Source organism: uncultured Aquimarina sp., assembly GCF_947495315.1.
Taxonomy (GTDB): Bacteria; Bacteroidota; Bacteroidia; order Flavobacteriales; family Flavobacteriaceae; genus Aquimarina.
Genome location: NZ_CANLYD010000011.1, coordinates 96417 through 117945 on the forward strand (window position 1 = coordinate 96417; position 21529 = coordinate 117945).

Below are 21529 nucleotides of genomic sequence, written 5' to 3' on the forward strand. Positions count from 1 at the left end.
AATAAAGAATCAATTCAATTATAAAGGATTATGTCTCATTACGAAGCACCTATAAGAAAACCTTTAGTAACTGGCGATAAAACGTACCACGATGTAACTGTGGATGTTGCTGCACCAGTTGAAGGTAAAGCAAATAAATCTTGGTGGATTGTGTTTTCTATCGCTCTTTTTGCTTTCCTATGGGGAATAGGTTGTATAATTTACACAGTATCTACAGGTATTGGAACCTGGGGATTAAATAAAACAGTAGGATGGGCCTGGGATATTACCAACTTTGTTTGGTGGGTAGGTATTGGTCACGCTGGAACTTTAATTTCGGCAGTACTATTGTTATTCCGTCAAAAATGGAGAATGGCGATAAATAGATCTGCGGAAGCAATGACTATATTTTCAGTTATTCAGGCAGGTTTATTCCCAATCATACATATGGGACGTCCTTGGTTAGCGTATTGGGTATTACCTATTCCGAATCAGTTTGGTTCTTTGTGGGTAAACTTTAACTCACCATTACTTTGGGATGTATTTGCAATTTCAACCTATCTTTCGGTATCATTAGTATTTTGGTGGACTGGTTTATTACCTGATTTTGCAATGATCAGAGACCGTGCAATCACACCTTTTAATAAAAAGATATATAGCATCCTTTCATTTGGATGGAGTGGTAGAGCTAAGGATTGGCAACGTTTTGAAGAAGTATCTTTGGTACTTGCAGGTTTAGCAACTCCGCTAGTACTTTCTGTACATACGATTGTATCTTTTGACTTTGCTACCTCGGTTATTCCGGGATGGCATACAACGATCTTCCCTCCATATTTTGTGGCAGGTGCGATTTTCTCAGGATTTGCAATGGTAAATACACTTCTTATTATAATGAGAAAGGTGTCCAATCTTGAAAATTATATTACTATACAACACATAGAGTTAATGAACATTGTAATTATGATTACAGGTTCCATAGTTGGTGTAGCGTATATAACCGAACTGTTTGTTGCTTGGTACTCTGGAGTAGAGTACGAACAATATGCATTCTTAAACAGGGCAACTGGACCTTATTGGTGGGCATACTGGGCAATGATGTCTTGTAATGTATTCTCACCACAGTTTATGTGGTTCCCCAAACTAAGAAGAAGTATAATGTTCTCATTTATTATTTCTATAGTCGTAAACATAGGAATGTGGTTTGAGCGATTTGTAATTATTGTGACTTCACTTCACAGAGATTACTTACCATCATCTTGGACAATGTTCTCACCTACATTTGTAGATATCGGAATATTTATAGGAACTATAGGATTCTTCTTTGTGTTATTCTTGCTATATGCTCGTACATTCCCTGTGATTGCGCAAGCGGAGGTAAAGACAATTTTGAAATCTTCAGGAGAAAAATATAAAAAACTTAGAGAAGCTGGTATAGATCATAGAGATGAATTACCTAATGTAAAAGCTCAGGTTATTAAAGAAGATACATCGCCAGATACTAAAGCTCCATCGAAAGATACTGAAGCAAGTCAGGATGATATCAATAATCTATTAGGAAACTTAGGAACGTTCGACGCAGCTACTCAAACCGCTGATGATCTTAAGAAGGTTAATGGTATTGGTCCGGTAATGGAGAAAAAACTTAATGAGATAGGTATTTATACTTTTGATCAGGTAAGTAAGATGACCGAAACAGAATACAATTTATTAGATAGTATCACAGGATCTTTCCCAGGAAGAGCACAACGCGACGATTGGGCAGGACAAGCTGAAAAATTAAAAAACAACTAGAAGTATGGCATCAAAAGTTATACATGCATTATATACAGATGATGATGTCCTAATGGACGCTGTAAAGCAAGTACGTGCGGAGCATTATCATATAGAAGAGGTTTACACACCTTTTCCTGTTCACGGTCTTGATAAAGCAATGGGATTAGCTCCAACAAGGTTAGCTATCACAGCATTTATGTACGGATGCGTTGGACTTACGGTAGCAATTACAATGATGAACTATATCATGATTGAAGATTGGCCTCAAAACATAGGTGGAAAACCAAGTTTTAGTTATATCGAAAATATGCCGGCCTTTGTTCCAATTATGTTCGAACTTACAGTATTCTTTGCTGCGCATTTAATGGTAATTACTTTTTATATGAGAAGTAAATTATGGCCATTCAAAGAAGCTGAAAATCCTGATGTACGAACTACAGATGATCACTTTTTAATGGAAGTAGATGCTAGTCATCACGATGTGGATACGATGACAAGTTTCTTAAGTAATACAGGTGCTGTAGAGATTAAAGTAATAGATAAGCAAGAAGATAACCATTAGTAATAATGAAGAATAGTATAAATATAATAGTAGTAGCAATAATGATGATAAGTATTGTTTCTTGTAAAAAAGATACAAAACCTAATTATCAGTATATGCCTAATATGTATGCACCAGTAGGTTATGAAACTTATGGTCAATACGGAGTTTTTCCTGGAGGTCAAGAAGCTATGTTACCAGCAGAAGGTTCTATTCCGAGAGGTTGGATGCCTTATGATTATGAAAATTCTACAGAAGGTTATCAATTGGCTAAAGATTCTTTAAAGAATGCAATACGCTACACTAAGGAAAATGAAGAAGCAGGAAAGGCTTTGTATGATATTTACTGTGCTATTTGTCACGGAGCTAAGGGAGACGGAAAAGGAACTCTAGTTCAGAGAGAAAAGATTCTGGGTGTTCCTAGTTATGACGATATAGGTAGAGCGATTACAGAAGGTAGTATCTATCACGTAATGTACTACGGTATTAATTCAATGGGATCCTATGCTGCTCAAACAAGTGAACACGAACGTTGGCAGATTGTACAGTATGTACAAAAACTAAAGGCAGATTTGGAAGGCAAAACGGCTCGTATTGATTCTGATGTAGTAGCAGTAAAAGTGGAGGAAACTCCTCATCAAGCAACAGAAGAAAATCACGATAACGCACACTAGTGCATTAGTAAAAGTTAAGAATAACGATATTATATAAATATGTATACGCTATCAAGTAAATTAAGATTATTTTCTATCATCCTTGTGATTATAGGTGCTTTAGGGCTTACTTATGGTTTTCTATCTGCTCCTAAGACTATCGAAGATGTAAAAGAGATGGCAGCGCACGATGCTCACGGAGGAGGACATGGAGATGCAAAAGCAACAAGTGGAGATCACGCAAATGAAAGTCACGTTAAAGAAGAGGCACATGGTGGAGATTCTCATTATGAGCACACTTTACATCAATTACAGAATAAGCCTTGGGCAGCATTATATGTAGCAGCATTTTTCTTTTTTATGATTGCATTAGGTGTGTTGGCATTTTATGCAATCCAGTTTGCTTCGCAAGCGGGATGGTCTCCGGTTTTATTTAGAGTGATGGAAGCTATTACAGCGTATTTAGTTCCTGGAGGAATTATACTTTTTGTAATACTTGCCTTATCAGGATTTCATGTGAACCATTTATTTGTGTGGGCCGACGAAACAAAAGTAGTAGGTGATAAATTGTTAGAAGGAAAGGCTAGTTGGTTAAATGGTGGTTGGTTCATTTTTAGAGCAGCATTTTTCTTAGGTGGATGGATGTTATATAGACACTTCGCTGTAAAGTATTCCAGAAAACAAGACGAAGATACAACTGGTAATAAGTGGTATAAAAAGAGTTTTAAGATTGCAGCCGGATTCCTAGTGTTCTTTATATATACAGAGTCTATGGCTTCTTGGGATTGGATTATGAGTTTCGACCCGCACTGGTTTAGTACCTTATTTGGATGGTATGTTTTTGCAAGTTTATTTGTTTCAGGTATTACTACGATTGCACTAATTACGATATATTTAAAATCAAAAGGATATATGGATTTCGTAAATGATAGTCATATCCATGATTTAGCTAAGTTTATGTTCGGTGTAAGTATATTTTGGACATACTTATGGTTCTCTCAGTTTATGTTAATCTGGTATTCTAATATTCCTGAAGAAGTAACCTATTTCATTACACGTATAGAAGATTATAAGCTGCCTTTCTTTGGGATGGTAGTAATGAACTTTGTTTTCCCATTATTAGTATTAATGAATAGTGATTACAAACGTATTAACTGGTTTGTTGTGATGGCTGGTATCATTATTTTATGTGGACATTATGTGGACATATTTAATATGGTAATGCCTGCAACGGTTGGAGAATCTTGGTTCATTGGTGTTACTGAAATTAGTGCCGTATTATTATTCTTAGGTTTATTCTTATTTATAGTATTCAAAGCGCTTACCAAAGCACCATTATTAGCTAAGGGTAATCCTTATATAGAAGAAAGTAAACACTTTCATTATTAAAAATTAGATCGTAAAAAAGAAGATAGATAAAAAATGACTGTATTCTTAACCATAGTAGTTATAGCGCTTATTGGAATCTCCTTATGGCAGATGTCAAAAATATTGAAGTTGTCTCAAGTTAAAGGTGTTGATAATTCTCAAGTAGCTAACGACAAGGATAATAACTTACAAGGTAAGTTAATGCTTGCTTTTGTAATATTCATGTACCTTTTAACTATATATTGCTTTGTGCAATATCATACGTTTTTCCTTCCTGAATCGGCTTCAGAACATGGTGTTGAGTATGATAGACTGATGATTATATCAATGGTCTTAATATTTATTGTACAATTTATTACACAAGGATTATTACATTTCTTTTCTTATAAGTATAGAGGTAATAAAAACAATAAAGCATTGTTTTTTGCAGACAATGATAAGTTAGAGTTTATCTGGACAATTATTCCAGTTATTGTTTTAGCAGGATTAATCATATATGGATTATTTACCTGGACCGATATTATGAATATCGATGAAGAAGAAGGAAATCCATTAATTATTGAGTTGTATGCTTATCAATTTGATTGGAGAGCACGATATGCTGGAGAAGATAATGAATTAGGGAAAGCAAATGTTCGTTTTATTGAAGGTGTGAATACTCTTGGATTAGATGCATCAGATTCTTATGGAATGGATGATAAGATCGTAAATGAATTACACTTACCGGTAAACAGAAAGGTAATCTTTAAAATGCGTTCACAGGATGTATTGCATTCTGCATATATGCCATTTTTTAGAGCGCAAATGAATGTAGTGCCAGGAATGATCACTGAGTTCTCATATACACCTACTTTGACTTCTGAAGAGATGAAAAATAGCGAGTTTATGGTAGAAAAAGTTGCTACAATCAATAAAATCAGAAAAGAAAAAAGCAAGCAATTAGTTGCAGCTGGTGATGAAGCTTTGGAAACCTATGAATTTGAGTACTATTTGCTATGTAACAAAATTTGCGGTGCTTCTCACTATAATATGCAAATGAAAATTGTAGTCGAGTCAGAGGAAGATTATAATGCTTGGTTGAAGACGCAACAGACGTTTAAAGAGCAATTATCTGCACAAGCAAGTAACTAAGAAGAAAAAGAAAAATTAATATATTTTATTAAAAGAATAACTGTATGTCAGCAATAGCACACGTAGATGGTCACGAAGAAGATCACGATCACGGACATCATCATAAAGAGACATTTATAACTAAATATATTTTTAGTCAGGATCATAAAATGATCTCCAAGCAGTATTTAATTACTGGTTTGATTATGGGGATTATCGGTATTGCAATGTCTTTATTGTTTAGAATGCAATTAGCATGGCCTGACCATAAATTTACGATTTTCGAAGTATTATTAGGTAAGTTTGGAGAAGACGGTGTAATGGATCCAAGCATGTACTTAGCTTTGGTAACAATACACGGTACTATCATGGTATTCTTCGTATTAACAGCTGGTTTGAGTGGTACATTTAGTAACCTTTTAATTCCATTACAGATTGGAGCAAGAGATATGGCTTCAGGTTTCTTAAATATGATTTCATATTGGTTGTTCTTCTTAAGTAGTATAATTATGGTATTGTCTCTTTTTGCAGAGGCAGGACCTGCATCCGCTGGTTGGACAATTTATCCTCCATTGAGTGCTTTACCACAAGCTATAGGTGGATCTGGTACAGGAATGACATTATGGTTAGTGTCGATGGCAATTTTTATTGCGTCTTCGTTATTAGGGTCACTAAACTATGTAGTAACGGTAATTAATTTACGTACTAAAGGGATGTCAATGACTCGTATGCCATTGACTATTTGGGCATTCTTTGTAACCGCTATTATTGGTATCGTATCGTTCCCAGTATTATTATCTGCAGCACTATTATTGATTATGGATAGAGGTTTCGGAACTTCATTCTATTTAAGTGATATTTATATTGCTGGAGAAGTATTGCATAATCAGGGAGGGTCACCTGTACTTTTTGAACACTTATTCTGGTTCTTAGGTCACCCCGAAGTATATATTGTATTATTACCCGCATTAGGTATTACCTCTGAGATTATCGCAACAAATGCTCGTAAACCAATATTTGGATATAGAGCGATGGTTGCTTCGATTTTAGCAATTGCGTTTTTATCTACAATTGTTTGGGGTCACCATATGTTTATTTCTGGGATGAATCCATTTTTAGGTTCGGTATTTACATTTACAACACTATTGATTGCAATACCATCTGCTGTAAAAGCATTTAATTACATTACCACGTTATGGAAAGGTAATCTCCAGCTCAATCCTGCAATGTTATTTTCTATAGGATTAGTGTCTACATTTATTACAGGAGGTCTTACTGGAATTATACTTGGAGATAGTACTCTTGATATCAATGTTCACGATACATATTTCGTAGTAGCGCATTTTCACTTGGTAATGGGTATCTCTGCATTATATGGTTTATTTGCAGGAGTATATCACTGGTTTCCTAAGATGTATGGTAAAATGATGAATAAGAATCTTGGATATATACATTTCTGGGTGACAGCGATAGGTGCTTATGGAGTATTCTTCCCTATGCATTTTATTGGTATGGCTGGATTACCTCGTCGTTATTATACAAACAGTAATTTTCCATACTTTGATGATTTAGCAGATACTAATGTACTAATTACAATTTTTGCATTGATTACAGCTGCTGCGCAGTTAGTATTCTTATATAACTTTATACATTCTATATTCTACGGAAAGAAAGCTGTACAAAATCCTTGGAAATCAAATACTTTGGAATGGACTACTCCGGTGGAGCATATGCATGGTAATTGGCCTGGAGCGATTCCACACGTATACAGATGGCCTTATGACTATAGTAAGACTAATGAAGATGGTGAATATGTGATTGCCGGACAGGATTATGTTTCTCAAATCACTCCGTTACAAGATGGAGAAGAAGAAATGCATCATTAACAGCATTTTGTGTAAAATATATAAAGCCTTTTCATTTTTTATGGAAAGGCTTTTTTGTGAATAGAAACTAATAAAATAGATAGAGAACACAAAAGTGAATTTTTTTATTAATTAAATTTTAAAGAAAAATCAATTAAACCCTTGCTGATATGTATAGAATAACGGTCTTATTATTGTTTGCTTCTTTTTTTAGTTATGCTCAGATAGATTATAAAAGTCTTATAAAAAATCTCGAAGAAATAACAATAGAAACTAATTTAAATGAATATTTTGATGAGTTACCAAGCGAAAATAGATATGACGATCTTGTGCTTAATGATGAACGTTTTTTACGTTTTTATTCTATTATTGTTGATAAAGTAAGTTTTTCAAGTGGATGGAGGGGAAGAACAATGACATTGAAGTTTTTTGATGAATCAAGAGATTATGAAAGTATTAAAAAAATACTTTCTGAAAAATACGGTGAACCAGAAATAGATCAAAGAGATAATTCAATTAATTATGAATGGAAAGTGGATGAAAAAGAGCTGTCCTTAAATGTTAATACAGAAGATGGAGTATTTAAAAGTTTTGATTCTCTAGATGTAATATTTAACACTAAATAATACTTATTCACAATATGAAAACTATATACTCATTAATTATAGTAACAATAGTTCTTTTGTTTAGTTCTTGTACTAATAAGAAAAAGTTGTTACTTAAATATGACTTTTCTAAAGCTAATTCACAATCAGAAATGGATTCGCTATTAGTTAAAATAGGAAAGGAAAATAAAGACTTCGATCTAGATACGGTTTCCTTCTTTAAGCTTAATGAAATTGAGATCGATGGGATGCATTATGATGGTGTTCCTGTTAAAAAAGCCTTGTTATCGGATAGTTATACTTTTCTAACAACGGATACTATTAATTATTATGGTAAAAAACTATTAGAAGTAATTGAGGCTAAAAAAGGATTGATAAATTCTGAAAACACGTATAATGATGATATTCAATTCATTTGGAAAACGGAAAGAGAAGATTTAGATTTTAAGTTAAATCTAGTTAATGGAAAACATCTTGCTGCTATCGGTGATAAGGATTATGGAGAATTAAAGATAACATTTAAACCAATTTACGATGTGCCTTTAGCTAATATTCATAAAAAGATTAAAGTATTTGATGTTAAGCCTAAGTATGTTTTAAACATAAGGAGCTATAGTAATAAGTATACAGTCATTTTAGATGATATTGTTATAGCTGAAAATTCTAAATATACAGAACATAATCTTAATAGATATATTACGGATGGAGAGTTATCCAAGTTAAAAATTATTGTGATACCTATTGATAATTCAAAATTTGATAAAAATGGAACTTTCGCTGCTACAATTTATGATGAAACAACGAAGCAAACGATAACAGATGTCCAAAGAACATCGATTGCTGGAAAATCTTCTGTCGAATTCACATTAGATTTCACACCTAAGTTGCCTTGGTATCCAAAAGCTTGGAATAATGGAGTAAACCTTCGGAAAGAAAAAAATCTAAAACAAAAAGTCAATACTCTATATAAGAGGATAGGAGATGCGATCCTTTCAAAAGATGAAAAAGCTATTAATGATTTATTCTATCAAAAACAATTCGAAAAACAACAATTGGATCAAGATGTTAATTTTGAAACCGCAAGAACATATTGGGAATCGCTAAAACAAATTCAGAATAATAGCTACAAATATACTATTGAAGATAATTATTCGATTGAATTTAATGCTAATGGACGATTGATTTGGACATATCCAACTAACAAAACTGATATGATTATTTTTACAGGTAAGGAGTTTAGTGAGCAAATGAATTTTTATTTATACCAGCCCGAAGGTTCTAATGAACTTAAAATAATAAGATAATGAAAAAACTATTATTTATATACATAACAGTAGTCATTTGTGGATGCTCTAACTCATCTAAAAAAGAAAGTCCAGAGTTAAATGAGTTTATTGCCGGATTTGATGATAAGCCAATAGAAGAGATTAAAGAAGAAGTAAATAAAAATATTAAACAATTTGAATCATTTACTAAGTTTTTTGATGGTTCTTTTGCAAACGAAATCAAGAAGATTGGTAAAGAGGATGAACGTTATGAGCAAGAGTTTAAAATTGATACAACTGGTGTAAGTAAATCATTACTTCAATTTGATAATGTTGTATTCAGTCAGGAGTTTGAAGATTATCAGAGCTCACTAAGTTTTGGATTTAAAAACCCTGAAAAAAGAAAGCCTCTAGAATTAGGACAGGGAGTATCTCAGACTTTTGTTCCGAAAAAAATCTACTATCATGATAAAGAAGTGAAAACAGATAGTATCGCTAATTATGAAGTCGATTTTATTTTTAGCGATAATTGGGGAAAGGCAAAAATGATAGATAGTGTAGATGTATTGTTTAAAGTAGATTACTTAAAAGATTATGATGTGGTAGAAGTATCTCTCGATAATCCTGTAGTGAATTATCAAGGAGGAGAAATTAGATTAGTAAAAGCGCAGGATAATTATGCCTACATTACTCTTAGCGATACTATTGGTTCAGCAACAGAAATACAAGCTTATAATGAGGATGGTAAAGTCTTAGATAATAGCGGTTCATCAAATAATGGGATTGCTCCCGATGACTCAGAAGGTATCTTTACTGAAATGCTTGGGTATTTAAAACAAATTCAGAAAAAATTAAATAACGATGATTTTAAAAACACAGCAGAGTTTCAGGAGTATTTAAGAAAAAACCTGAATGTGTTGGGTTTTTTCAATGATAATGATGGAGTTTATCACAAAGAATATTATTATTACGGGACAGTAAATTCTGTAAAATTATATTTTGCTAAAGAAACTGATACTCGTGAGACATTGTTTAGAGCGTATAATGTAAAACCTTTTATTAGCGATGCCGAATTATTTGAAATGAATACAGAAGATGGACTTGTGTTTTTGAATAATAAAGGAGAAACTGAAATATCAATCACAGGTTTAGATCAAGGTGTTGCTAAGATTGGGGGAGATTTTTATGAAGACAATAACTATTTCTATCATTTAAATAGATCTAAAAAAAGTTTAGATACACTTTTGGTGTATGATATTATGACTTTTGATAATGGTATAATAGGAATACAACCAGAACAAAAAGATGATGATATAGCATTATTTAATTCAGATAATGAACTAATTAACAATAAAAAATATTGGAATGTAAGAGAAGTAGGTGCGATTCTCTTTGGTTATAGAAACGAGAAGTGGTATATCATTTCCGCTCAAGGGGAAGAGCGTTTGGTAAGTGGAGTAAATAGAGTAGGTGATAAATTATCTGATGATAGAATATTGGTTAGTAATGATAGTAAGTATGGATTTATAAATACCAAAGGGGCTATAGTAATACCAGCCATTTATGACGATGCAAAAGATTTTGAACAAGGAATTACAGCAGTTAAAATAGATGGAACTTATAAGCTTATCGATATACAGGGTGAAATATTGTTAGATACAGAAGAAGATGATATTAACTTTTTTGGAGAAGATAGTGATGGTAACAGAATTTATAAATTCGGATATGGAGCTAAGAGTTATAATTATAAGGGAGACCTTATAGAAAAGTAAATCTGAATTGTGATTTAGTTATGAAGAAATGATATAACTAAAATAAGCAAGACTTATTTGTAACAGAGTCTTTTCTTTTTCTGTTATCTTTGTTAGGTATACAAAGGAAACCTATTATCTTCAAAAAAAGCTAATTGTAAAAATGAACGAAAATCTTAATCCGTCAAGCGATAATTTTTCTAATGAAGATTTAGATATAGAAAGAGCTTTAAGGCCTTTAGCTTTTGAAGATTTTGCAGGACAGGATCAGGTTCTTGAAAATTTAAAAATTTTTGTTCAAGCTGCTAATTTAAGAGATGAGGCACTAGATCATACACTATTTCATGGGCCTCCAGGATTAGGAAAAACTACGTTAGCACATATTCTTGCTAATGAATTAGGTGTGGGAATTAAAGTTACTTCAGGACCAGTTTTGGACAAACCTGGTGATTTAGCAGGATTATTAACCAATCTTGATGATAGAGATGTGTTATTTATAGATGAAATTCATCGATTGAGTCCAATCGTAGAAGAGTACTTATACTCAGCTATGGAAGACTACAAGATTGATATTATGATCGAAAGTGGTCCAAATGCTCGTACTGTTCAGATTAATTTAAATCCTTTCACTTTAGTTGGAGCAACAACCAGATCAGGTTTGTTAACAGCACCAATGCGGGCTCGTTTTGGTATTCAGTCAAGATTACAATACTATACTACAGAACTATTAGCTACCATTGTAGAAAGAAGCGCACATATATTAAATGTTCCTATCTCTATGGAAGCAGCGATAGAAATAGCCGGAAGAAGCAGAGGAACCCCAAGAATAGCTAATGCTTTACTGCGTAGAGTGCGAGATTTTGCACAGATCAAAGGCAATGGTAAGATTGATATAGAGATTTCTAAATTTGCTCTTAAAGCGCTTAATGTGGATGCTCACGGTCTTGATGAGATGGATAATAAGATTCTATCCACTATGATTGATAAATTCAAAGGAGGTCCTGTAGGATTGACTACTATTGCAACCGCCGTAAGTGAGAGTGCAGAAACTATTGAGGAAGTATATGAACCTTTTTTAATTCAGCAAGGATTTATCATGCGTACGCCCAGAGGTAGAGAAGTAACAGAAGCAGCTTATAAACATCTAGGTCGTGTAAAAGGAGGAATCCAAGGAGGATTGTTTTAATTCAGTTTGGTAAAAATAAAAATATGACAATCCCTAAAGTCTCCTTTTTTGAAGTTCTCAAAAATGCTAAAAGCATTTTGAGTAACCCTTTGCCATTTCATCATAAGAATTTCGAAAAACATGGAGATGTATTCGAAGTAAACTTGGGATTTGGAAATTCTGTTATTTTCACTAGAGATGCTGGTTTTGCAAAGCATATGTTGCAAAATCAACATCGTAAGTATTATAAGTCTCCACTTCAGACAAAAGACTTAGCGAAGTACATAGGTAATGGTCTGTTAACCTCTAATGGGGAGCATTGGTTAAGACAAAGAAGACTTATACAACCAGCATTTTATAAAAAGAAAATAGATGTAATTGCAAAAACAATAAGGCAAACTATCAGTGAAGAACTAGCCAGGATAGAGCCGGATAAAATGATAGATATTTATCCATTAATGAATGATTTGGCTTTTAAGGTGGTAGCAAAATCATTGTTCAGTTACACTGATACAGGTAATACTATGGCTAGATTGCAGGATATAACCGAAACTGCACAAAAATCTTTAATCAGAGAAATTAGACAGCCATATAAAAGATGGTGGTTTCATCTTAGTGGTCAAATCAAGAGCACACTAAAGTTAACCCAAGAAGCTCGCGATATACTGGACAATATCATTGAAGAAAGACGAAAATCGAAAGATACGTATGATGATCTATTAGATATGCTATTGAACTCTAAATATGAAGATGGTAGTTCTATGGATAATGAAAGATTGATCGATGAAATATTGATTTTATTTGTTGCAGGACATGAAACCACTTCTAATGCATTGTCTTTTTGTTTAAGCTTATTGGCATTGCATCCCGAAATTCAAAATAAAGTATTTAAGGAAGCTAACGAATTTGGTTCAGAAGAATTATCATTAATGGAACAATTTCAGAAGAGTAAATATACTACGCAGTCTATTGAAGAGGCAATGCGTCTATATCCGCCAGCGTATTTCTCTGATCGTGTGAATATAGAAAACGACGAATACCAAGATATAAAATTACCAAAAGGGACAACTGTTCTTATTTCGTTTTTTGAAATACATAGAAATAGGAACTTCTGGGAAAACCCTACGGTTTTTGACCCTGATCGATTTCATTCCGACAATAAGAAAGAATATTCTGATTGGTATTTTCCTTTTGGTGCGGGACCAAGAATGTGTGTAGGGAGTAATTTTGCGATGTATGAAATGATTTATACGCTTAACGAACTGGTGAGAAAATATAAAATTTCCACTTCTATATCCGAAATAGAAATCAAACCTCTGATTACGTTAAAGCCAGTAAATGCAATATTAAAATTTATACCTCGATAGTTTAATATGTTTCATTTAAAATTATAAAGTATGATTGGTTATAAAAATGAAATCTTATTCACTGTTATTACCTTGGTGATTTTATTTTTTATTTTAGTAATAACAAAACACGGAATTAGAAAATTTTCTGTGTTAAAATCTATAAACCCTAACAGAAGAAAGTTAATACTTAATCTATCGTTTTTATTTCAATACCTTTTGGCGGGAGTTATTTTGATTGTTATATGGGGTATAGATCTAAAGGAGTTTAGTGTGTTTATTTCTTCTGTATTAGCAGTCATAGGGATTGCTTTTTTTGCGCAGTGGTCTATATTATCTAATCTTACAGCAAGTATTATTTTGTTCTTTAGTCATCCAGTTAGAATTGGAGATAGAATTCGGATTTTAGACAAAGATTTCGATTGGACCGGAGAAGTGAAAGATATTACAGGCTTCTATGTTTTTATGACTACTGATCGGGGCGAAAATATAACATTGCCGACCTCTTTGGTAATTCAAAAAGGTATTCAGATTATGAATCAATTTCCAAAAGAAGAAATGAATAATCAATAAAAATGCAATTCAACTCTAAAGCCAAACATACCCAACTAATAAAATCCGAAGCCAAGCGCCTCGGTTTTCTGTCTTGTGGAGTTAGTAAGGCAGAGTTTTTGGAACAAGAAGCACCTCGTTTGGAAAAGTGGTTGAACAAGAATATGCACGGACAGATGTCATACATGGAAAACCATTTTGACAAACGTCTTGATCCAACCAAGCTGGTTGAGGGTTCTAAAAGTGTGATATCATTACTACTCAATTATTTCCCTTCAGAAACTCAAAAAGATCCAGATGCTCCTAAAATTTCTAAATATGCATATGGTCAGGATTATCATCACGTAATAAAGCAGAAGCTAAAACAGCTTCAAGAATTTATTACTGAAACGATAGGAGAAGTTCATGGTCGTGCTTTTGTTGATTCTGCGCCTGTTTTAGATAAAGCCTGGGCAGCAAAAAGTGGGTTAGGATGGATTGGTAAGAATAGTAATCTGCTAACTCAAAAAGTTGGGTCTTACTATTTTATCGCAGAGTTGATTGTAGATTTGGAGCTGGAATATGATACTCCGGTGACAGACCATTGTGGAACCTGTACGGCTTGTATAGATGCCTGTCCCACCCAAGCGATTGTAGATCCATATGTTGTAGATGGTAGCAAGTGCATTTCTTATTTCACCATTGAATTAAAAGAAGAAATTCCTTCTGATTATAGGGGGAAGTTTGATAACTGGATGTTTGGTTGTGATGTGTGTCAGGATGTATGTCCCTGGAATCGTTTTTCTAAAACTCATAATGAGCCTCTTTTTAATCCAAAGCCAGAATTGCTAGAAATGACCAAAAAAGATTGGGAAGAAATTACCCAAGAAGTGTTTTCTAAAGTATTCCAAAAATCAGCGGTGAAACGAACCAAGTTTTCAGGGTTAAACCGAAATATTAAGTTTTTAAAATAAAAACTTTTATTATTTTGAAGATTCCATAATACAAACGGTTGTATAGGTATTTTTACTTGCTTTTGGTATAAAAACGTTAATAATTTTAAGATAAACTTGTATATTCATCAGATTTTTAGCTTAATAATTAACTAATTTTAACTCATATAGGTTTTTTAACTAATATTCTAAGAAGCCAAAAATTATATAAAGCATTAAATATTTTACACATGAATGAATTATCTTATATCGACATTGCAGTAATTGTCGTGTATCTCATCGGGATCATTATCTATGGAATTTCTAAATCAAAACGAGGAAGTTCAGAAGATTATTTTTTAGGAGGAAGAACCATGACATGGCCAATCGTTGGTATTGCATTGTTTTCTGCTAATATATCCAGTTCTACTTTAGTGGGACTAGCTTCAGATGCGTATCAAACCAATATTAATGTATATAATTATGAGTGGTTTGCTGTTGTCGTATTGATTTTCTTTGCTATTTTCTTTCTTCCATTCTATTTGCGCTCAGGTGTGTATACAATGCCAGAGTTTTTAGAAAGAAGATATGATAAAAGATCACGATATTATTTTTCATTTATAACGGTGGTTGGTAATATTTTAGTAGATACTGCATCAGGTCTTTATGTTGGTAAGATTGTTTTAACCTTGTTGTTTCCTTCAATGGATTCTACTTTGATTTTAGTAATACTAGCAGTTGCAGCAGCAGCTTATACAATTCCAGGAGGGTTAAATTCTGTAATTCAGACCGAGGTTATACAAGCAGTTTTATTGATCATTGGATCTTGTTTGTTAACTTATTTCGCCTTTGATCAGCTTGGTGGAGGATGGTCTGCAATGACGGCTAAACTGGATGGTATGTTATCTGCCGGAGAAGTAAATTTTGGAGATCGTTTAGCTGAAGGAAAGTATATACCTGCTAACTCAGATGAAGTCTTTAGTCTTGTTAGACCAGGTAATGATGAATTCATGCCTTGGTGGGGATTATTAACAGGAGTGCCATTACTTGGATTTTACTTTTGGGCAAATAATCAATTTATGGTACAACGAGTTTTGGGAGCTAAGGATCTTAATCACGGACGTTGGGGCGCGTTGTTTGCAGGTTTATTAAAGTTACCTGTAATTTTTATCATGGTAGTTCCAGGTGTATTAGCCCTGTTGTTATTTAGTACCTTGGATATTACAGGTCTTAATTATGCATTAACTGACGGTACTATTTGTAACAATCTTGCGGATTGCCCTAATCTTACATATCCTGTATTATTATTTCAATTATTACCCGTAGGCGTATTAGGTCTTGTAGTAGCTGGATTGATGGCTGCAATGATGTCATCCGTTTCTGCAACTTTTAACTCTGCTTCTACCTTAGTAACAATGGATTTTGTAAAACAACTAAAACCAGAGCTTACTAGCAAGCAATTGGTTAAGGTGGGACAAATAACAACGGTTATATTAGTAGTTCTTGCGATTGCTTGGGTGCCTTTTATAGAAAGAGTTAGTGATTCACTATGGACATATCTCCAGTTAGTTATCGCGTATACCTGTCCTCCAGCTGTTTCTACCTTCGTTTTAGGATTGTTCTGGAAACGTGCCAATGGTAATGGATCTATCGTAAGTTTATTGACAGGTTTTTCATTAGCGTTTTTAATGATTATGTCACAAACATTTGATTGGATTCCGGCAGTAAATGAATTACACTTTTTAGCAAAAGCTACTTGGTTGTTCGTAATATGTGTAGTGCTACATATGATCGTAAGTTTGGCTACCAAGCCTCAATCAGAACAACAAATTAAGGAGTATACGTATAAAAGAGAAATGTTTAGGGAAGAGTCTAAAGACCTTACAGGACTGCCTTGGTATAAAAATTACAGAATTTTGTCCTTAATACTGCTGATCGTAACTGCTGTAGTAGTAGGCTTTTTCTGGTAATATAAATAATTAGATATGCGAAATTTTAAGTTTGAGTATCTCATAATTCTTTTATTTTCTTTATTGGTTGTCAATTGTAAAAACGACAAGGAGATGACATATTTAGGTCATACGCAAATGCTGGAAAAGTTGATCAAACAGGAAGATACAGATGGAGATAAAAAGATAACAGTTGATGATAATGGGCCAAAGCAATTTGAGTTTATTGATATTAATGGAAAAGCGAACCAAATAAAAGGAACATATCAGTTGTCTAATTTGCTTCAGGAATTGGCTATTGCCGAAAAAGATGATACGATTTCTCTAGATAGAATTACTGAATCTCCCAGCGATCGAATTTCAAGATTAATAAAAACTAGATACTGGGATAATCTCACCAGATCAGTTGATAAAGCAGGATTAGCAAAAGTATTAGAAGACACTAAATCCGAGACAGATACCTTTAGATTGTATGTGCCTTATAAAGATGAGGAAGCTATTGCGTATTTTGAATCTATAAAATCAGAAATTCCTAAGCTTAAGGTAATAACACTACCGGAAGATATTACACCAGAATATGTAAAGACATTGAATGAAATTCCGGGTATTTTAAATTTAGCCCATGCTAAAGATGATAAAGGAAAATATCAAGCTAAACCATTTGTAGTTCCTGGAGGAAGGTTTAACGAGATGTATGGTTGGGATAGTTATTTCGAATCGGTAGGGTTATTAATTGATGGCCGAGCTGATCTTGCTATGTCCATGGCAGATAATTTTGGATATCAAATCGAACATTATGGAAAGATTCTGAACGCCAATAGAAGCTATTACCTCACCAGGACGCAGCCACCTTTTTTTAGTTCTTTGCTGAAAGAAATATATCAACAAAACCCTAAAGTTTCGAGAGATTGGTTAACAGCTAATCTAAAAATGGTAATTAAAGAATATGAAACAGTATGGATGGAAAAAGGAGTACGTCTAACAAATACTGGATTAAGTCGTTTTTATGGAGAAGGGATTGGAATTCCACCTGAAACCGAACAAGGTCATTTTGACTTTATATTGAATAAATATGCAGAAAAACATAAGGGTAGTCTAAAAGAGTTTACAGAAAAATATAATTCGGGCGAAATAAAGGATCCGGAGCTTGATTTGTATTTTACCCACGATCGATCTATGAGAGAAAGTGGTCACGATACCTCTAATAGATTAGATGATGTTTGTGTTCATCTAAATACTGTCGGAATAAATAGTCTGCTATACAAATATGAACAGGATATTGCCTATTTGATTAGAGAGGTTTTTGAAGATAAATTCAAAGTAGATTCTAAAGAGTATACGTCTTCATTTTGGTTAGCGAAAGCAGAGGAAAGGAAAAAACGAATGAATGATCTAATGTGGGATACCGAAAAAGAGGTTTTCTATGATTATAATTTTGTGACCAAGAAAAAACAAAAAATAGAATCTGCAACCAATTACTATCCACTTTGGGCAGGATTAAGTACTAAAGAACAAGCTGCCTCTTTGGTAAAGAATTTATTCAATAATTTAGTTCAGAAAGGCGGTGTTGCTGCAACTACTGATATTGCTAATAAAGAAGATCCTAATGCTCCACAACGCCAATGGGATTATCCAAACGGTTGGGCGCCACACCAGATGATGATTTGGAGAGGTCTTATGGATTATGGATATGAAGAAGAAGCAAAAGAGCTTATATACCGTTGGTTATGGATGATCACAAAAAATGCAGTTAATTATAATGGGACCATCCCTGAAAAATATGATGTTGTAAAATGTACACATAAGGTGTATGCTGAATATGGTAACGTAGGTACAGAGTTTGATTATATTACACCAAGCGGATTTGGATGGATGAATGCATCGTATCAGTTAGGGTTAAGTTTTTTAGATAAAAAATTAAAATCTCAATTAGATCAACTTGTAGATCCTGATGATATCTTTATCAGAAAGGGTAAATAAGTGATAAATTCACAATATAATTCATAAAAAGATAGATAGTTTTCTGAAGTTTCAATTTTTTTGAAGATTACTGTGTTTTGCCTTTTGCATCTCGCATAGACTTGTACCTTTGTATATGTCAGATGAATTTTAGAATGTGAAAACTAAGACGTAGTAGGTTTTATTTTTTACGACGCCATAATTATTTTTCATAGCCTCAGCTATAAAAAATATGAGTAAGAAAGTAAAAAAGGAAACAAACAAGTTGATTTTACATATTTTGAGGTTGATCTGACATTTACACACAATTTTTATTGATTTAGTATGAGTATCGAAAGTAAACGAAGAGAAGCACTAATTTATCACGCAAAACCTACTCCTGGTAAAATCAAAGTAGTACCCACAAAAAAATATGCAACACAAAGAGATTTGTCATTGGCATATTCTCCTGGAGTAGCTGAACCCTGTTTAGAAATCGAAAAAGATACGGCAAATGTCTATAAGTATACCGCAAAAGGGAACTTGGTAGCTGTAATATCTAACGGTACGGCAGTTTTGGGGTTAGGAGATATCGGACCCGAAGCATCAAAACCTGTGATGGAAGGGAAAGGACTATTGTTTAAAATTTTTGCGGATATTGATGTATTTGATATTGAGGTGGACACAAAAGATGTGGATGCATTTATAGAAACAGTAAAGAATATTGCGCCAACTTTTGGAGGAATTAATCTAGAAGATATAAAAGCTCCTGAAGCATTTGAAATAGAAAGACGCCTTAAAGAAGAGTTGGATATTCCTGTTATGCACGATGATCAACACGGAACAGCTATTATCTCTGCGGCAGCATTGCTAAATGCTTTGGAAATTGCAGAAAAAGATATCGATAAAGTAAAGATAGTAGTTAGTGGAGCTGGTGCAGCAGCGGTTTCTTGTACACGACTGTATAAAGCCTTTGGAGCAAAAGCAGAAAATATAGTAATGACTGATAGTAAAGGTGTGATCCGTAAAGACAGAGATACCCTCACTCCGGAAAAAGCTGAATTTGCCACTGATAGAGATCTTGATACTCTAGAAGATGCAATGAAGGATGCGGATGTTTTTATCGGATTATCCATGGCTAATCTAGTCGAGCCGGAAATGTTATTGGCAATGGCAGACAATCCTATTGTATTCGCTATGGCAAATCCAGATCCTGAAATCAGATATGATTTAGCGGTACAAACGCGTAAGGATATTATTATGGCTACAGGTCGAAGTGACCATCCTAATCAGGTTAATAATGTACTTGGGTTTCCATTTATTTTTAGAGGTGCATTAGATGTAAGAGCTACTGGTATTAATGAAGAGATGAAAATGGCAGCCGTTAAAGCCTTAGCGGATTTGGCTAAAGAGCCGGTTCCTGAGCAAGTAAATATTGCTTATGGAGAGACTAGACTTAATTTTGGAAAAGATTATATAATACCAAAACCTTTTGATCCAAGGTTAATTGCCAAAGTGCCTCCAGCTGTTGCTAAAGCAGCAATAGAAAGTGGGGTTGCTACAGAACCTATAGAAGATTGGGATAAATACGAGAGTGAATTACTGGAGCGAATGGGTAATGATAATAAATTAGTAAGATTATTAATGGATCGAGCTAAGTTAAGCCCTAAAAGAGTAGTTTTTGCAGAAGGAGATCACCTAGATGTTTTAAAGGCAGCACAAACGGTAAAAGAAGAAGGGATTGCTTTTCCAATATTATTGGGACGAAAAGATATCATTTTGGAATTAATGAAGGAGATTGATTTTGACCCAACTGGAGTTACTATTATTGATCCTAAAGCAGATGAGGAAATTGATAGAAAAAACAGATATGCTCAGAAATATTGGCAAGACAATAGTCGAAAAGGAATAACACTTTATGGAGCACAACGATTGATGCGTGAGCGGAATTATTTTGCCGCTATGATGGTCAATGAAGGTGACGCAGATGCGTTGTTGTCAGGGTATTCTCGAAGTTATCCTACAGTGTTGAAACCGATGCTAGAGCTTATAGGACTGGCAAAAGGAGCTACAAGAATTGCTACAATGAATGTAATGATGACCAATAAAGGTCCTTTGTTTATTAGTGATACTTCTATTAACATTGATCCTACATCTAAAGAGTTAGCCAAGATAGCTCAAATGACTGCAAGAACTGTGGAGATGTTTGGAGTTGATCCTGTGGTGGCAATGATATCCTATGCTAATTTTGGATCATCAAAGCATCCAAATGCTTCCAAAGTAAAAGATGCAGTTTCATATTTACATCGTTACTACCCTGATCTTATAGTAGATGGAGAACTGCAAATGGATTTTGCTTTGAATAGAGATATGCGGAAAGATAAATTCCCGTTTTCAAAACTTAATGGACGTAAGGTAAATACATTGGTTTTTCCTAACTTGGATTCTGCCAATAGTACGTATAAAATGCTAAAAGAATTGAATAATTCAGAATCTATAGGTCCAATAATGATGGGGATGAAAAAGCCTGTTCATATTCTCCAATTAGGAGCAAGCGTTGAAGAAATGGTCAATGTTGCTGCGGTAGCGGTAATAGATGCTCAGGAGAAAGAAAAAAGAGAAAAAGAGATGTTTTCTTTAGTTTCTGGTGAGGAGCAGTGATTAATTAAAGACCAAATTTAATAGTTTAATTAGCTTCAAAAATGATAAGTTTTTGAAGCTTATCTTTTTAAACTGTATTGTAGTATAATTTTATTAC

Annotated in this window: 16 protein-coding genes; all 16 read left to right on the forward strand. The window is 33.7% G+C overall.

The annotated features are described in order from the left end of the window. The first annotated feature begins 27 nt into the window (after positions 1 to 27). The 16 genes from nrfD (at position 28) to Q0910_RS18440 (ending at position 21432) form a co-directional block, all read left to right on the forward strand. Positions 28 to 1770, forward strand: coding sequence for an NrfD/PsrC family molybdoenzyme membrane anchor subunit (gene nrfD, locus Q0910_RS18365; RefSeq protein ID WP_299219858.1), 1743 nt, complete (start codon positions 28 to 30; stop codon positions 1768 to 1770). Positions 1771 to 1774: 4 nt separating this feature from the next. Continuing rightward, the gene (locus tag Q0910_RS18370) at positions 1775 to 2314 is read left to right on the forward strand and encodes a DUF3341 domain-containing protein (RefSeq protein WP_298314272.1); all 540 of its coding nucleotides are present in this window, start codon (positions 1775 to 1777) and stop codon (positions 2312 to 2314) included. A gap of 5 nt (positions 2315 to 2319) precedes the next feature. Next, the gene (locus tag Q0910_RS18375) at positions 2320 to 2967 is read left to right on the forward strand and encodes a cytochrome c (RefSeq protein ID WP_299219551.1); all 648 of its coding nucleotides are present in this window, start codon (positions 2320 to 2322) and stop codon (positions 2965 to 2967) included. A 39-nt stretch (positions 2968 to 3006) separates the two neighbouring features. Further along, on the forward strand, positions 3007 to 4335 hold the full coding sequence (locus Q0910_RS18380; RefSeq protein ID WP_299219553.1) for a quinol:cytochrome C oxidoreductase: 1329 nt from the start codon (positions 3007 to 3009) through the stop codon (positions 4333 to 4335). A gap of 33 nt (positions 4336 to 4368) precedes the next feature. Then, positions 4369 to 5445 (forward strand): cytochrome c oxidase subunit II, encoded by a 1077-nt coding sequence (locus Q0910_RS18385; RefSeq protein WP_299219556.1) that lies wholly within the window; start codon positions 4369 to 4371, stop codon positions 5443 to 5445. 44 nt (positions 5446 to 5489) lie between these two features. Beyond that, positions 5490 to 7310, forward strand: coding sequence for a cbb3-type cytochrome c oxidase subunit I (locus Q0910_RS18390; protein ID WP_299219558.1), 1821 nt, complete (start codon positions 5490 to 5492; stop codon positions 7308 to 7310). Positions 7311 to 7459: 149 nt separating this feature from the next. Next, the gene (locus tag Q0910_RS18395) at positions 7460 to 7915 is read left to right on the forward strand and encodes a hypothetical protein (RefSeq protein ID WP_299219560.1); all 456 of its coding nucleotides are present in this window, start codon (positions 7460 to 7462) and stop codon (positions 7913 to 7915) included. Between the two features lie 14 nt (positions 7916 to 7929). Beyond that, positions 7930 to 9198 carry a hypothetical protein gene (locus Q0910_RS18400; RefSeq protein WP_299219562.1) on the forward strand — a complete coding sequence of 423 codons (1269 nt, stop codon included), beginning with the start codon at positions 7930 to 7932 and terminating at the stop codon, positions 9196 to 9198. After that, positions 9198 to 10931, forward strand: coding sequence for a WG repeat-containing protein (locus Q0910_RS18405; protein ID WP_299219564.1), 1734 nt, complete (start codon positions 9198 to 9200; stop codon positions 10929 to 10931). The genes Q0910_RS18400 and Q0910_RS18405 overlap by 1 nt, the downstream gene beginning before the upstream one ends. Positions 10932 to 11073: 142 nt before the next feature. After that, on the forward strand, positions 11074 to 12096 hold the full coding sequence (gene ruvB / locus Q0910_RS18410) for a Holliday junction branch migration DNA helicase RuvB (RefSeq protein WP_299219566.1): 1023 nt from the start codon (positions 11074 to 11076) through the stop codon (positions 12094 to 12096). 23 nt (positions 12097 to 12119) lie between these two features. Beyond that, positions 12120 to 13442, forward strand: coding sequence for a cytochrome P450 (locus tag Q0910_RS18415; protein ID WP_299219568.1), 1323 nt, complete (start codon positions 12120 to 12122; stop codon positions 13440 to 13442). 30 nt (positions 13443 to 13472) lie between these two features. Next, positions 13473 to 13994: a mechanosensitive ion channel family protein gene (locus Q0910_RS18420; RefSeq protein ID WP_299219571.1), complete on the forward strand. Its 522-nt coding sequence runs from the start codon at positions 13473 to 13475 to the stop codon at positions 13992 to 13994. Between the two features lie 2 nt (positions 13995 to 13996). Beyond that, positions 13997 to 14926 (forward strand): tRNA epoxyqueuosine(34) reductase QueG, encoded by a 930-nt coding sequence (gene queG / locus Q0910_RS18425; RefSeq protein WP_299219573.1) that lies wholly within the window; start codon positions 13997 to 13999, stop codon positions 14924 to 14926. Between the two features lie 209 nt (positions 14927 to 15135). After that, entirely contained in the window at positions 15136 to 16854 is a 1719-nt protein-coding gene (locus tag Q0910_RS18430) for a sodium:solute symporter (RefSeq protein ID WP_299219575.1), read from the forward strand. Positions 16855 to 16869: 15 nt separating this feature from the next. Further along, on the forward strand, positions 16870 to 18813 hold the full coding sequence (locus Q0910_RS18435; protein WP_366142683.1) for a trehalase family glycosidase: 1944 nt from the start codon (positions 16870 to 16872) through the stop codon (positions 18811 to 18813). Positions 18814 to 19116: 303 nt separating this feature from the next. Beyond that, complete coding sequence (locus Q0910_RS18440; protein ID WP_299219577.1) at positions 19117 to 21432, forward strand: NADP-dependent malic enzyme; 2316 nt, start codon at positions 19117 to 19119, stop codon at positions 21430 to 21432. The last annotated feature ends 97 nt before the right edge of the window (positions 21433 to 21529 follow it).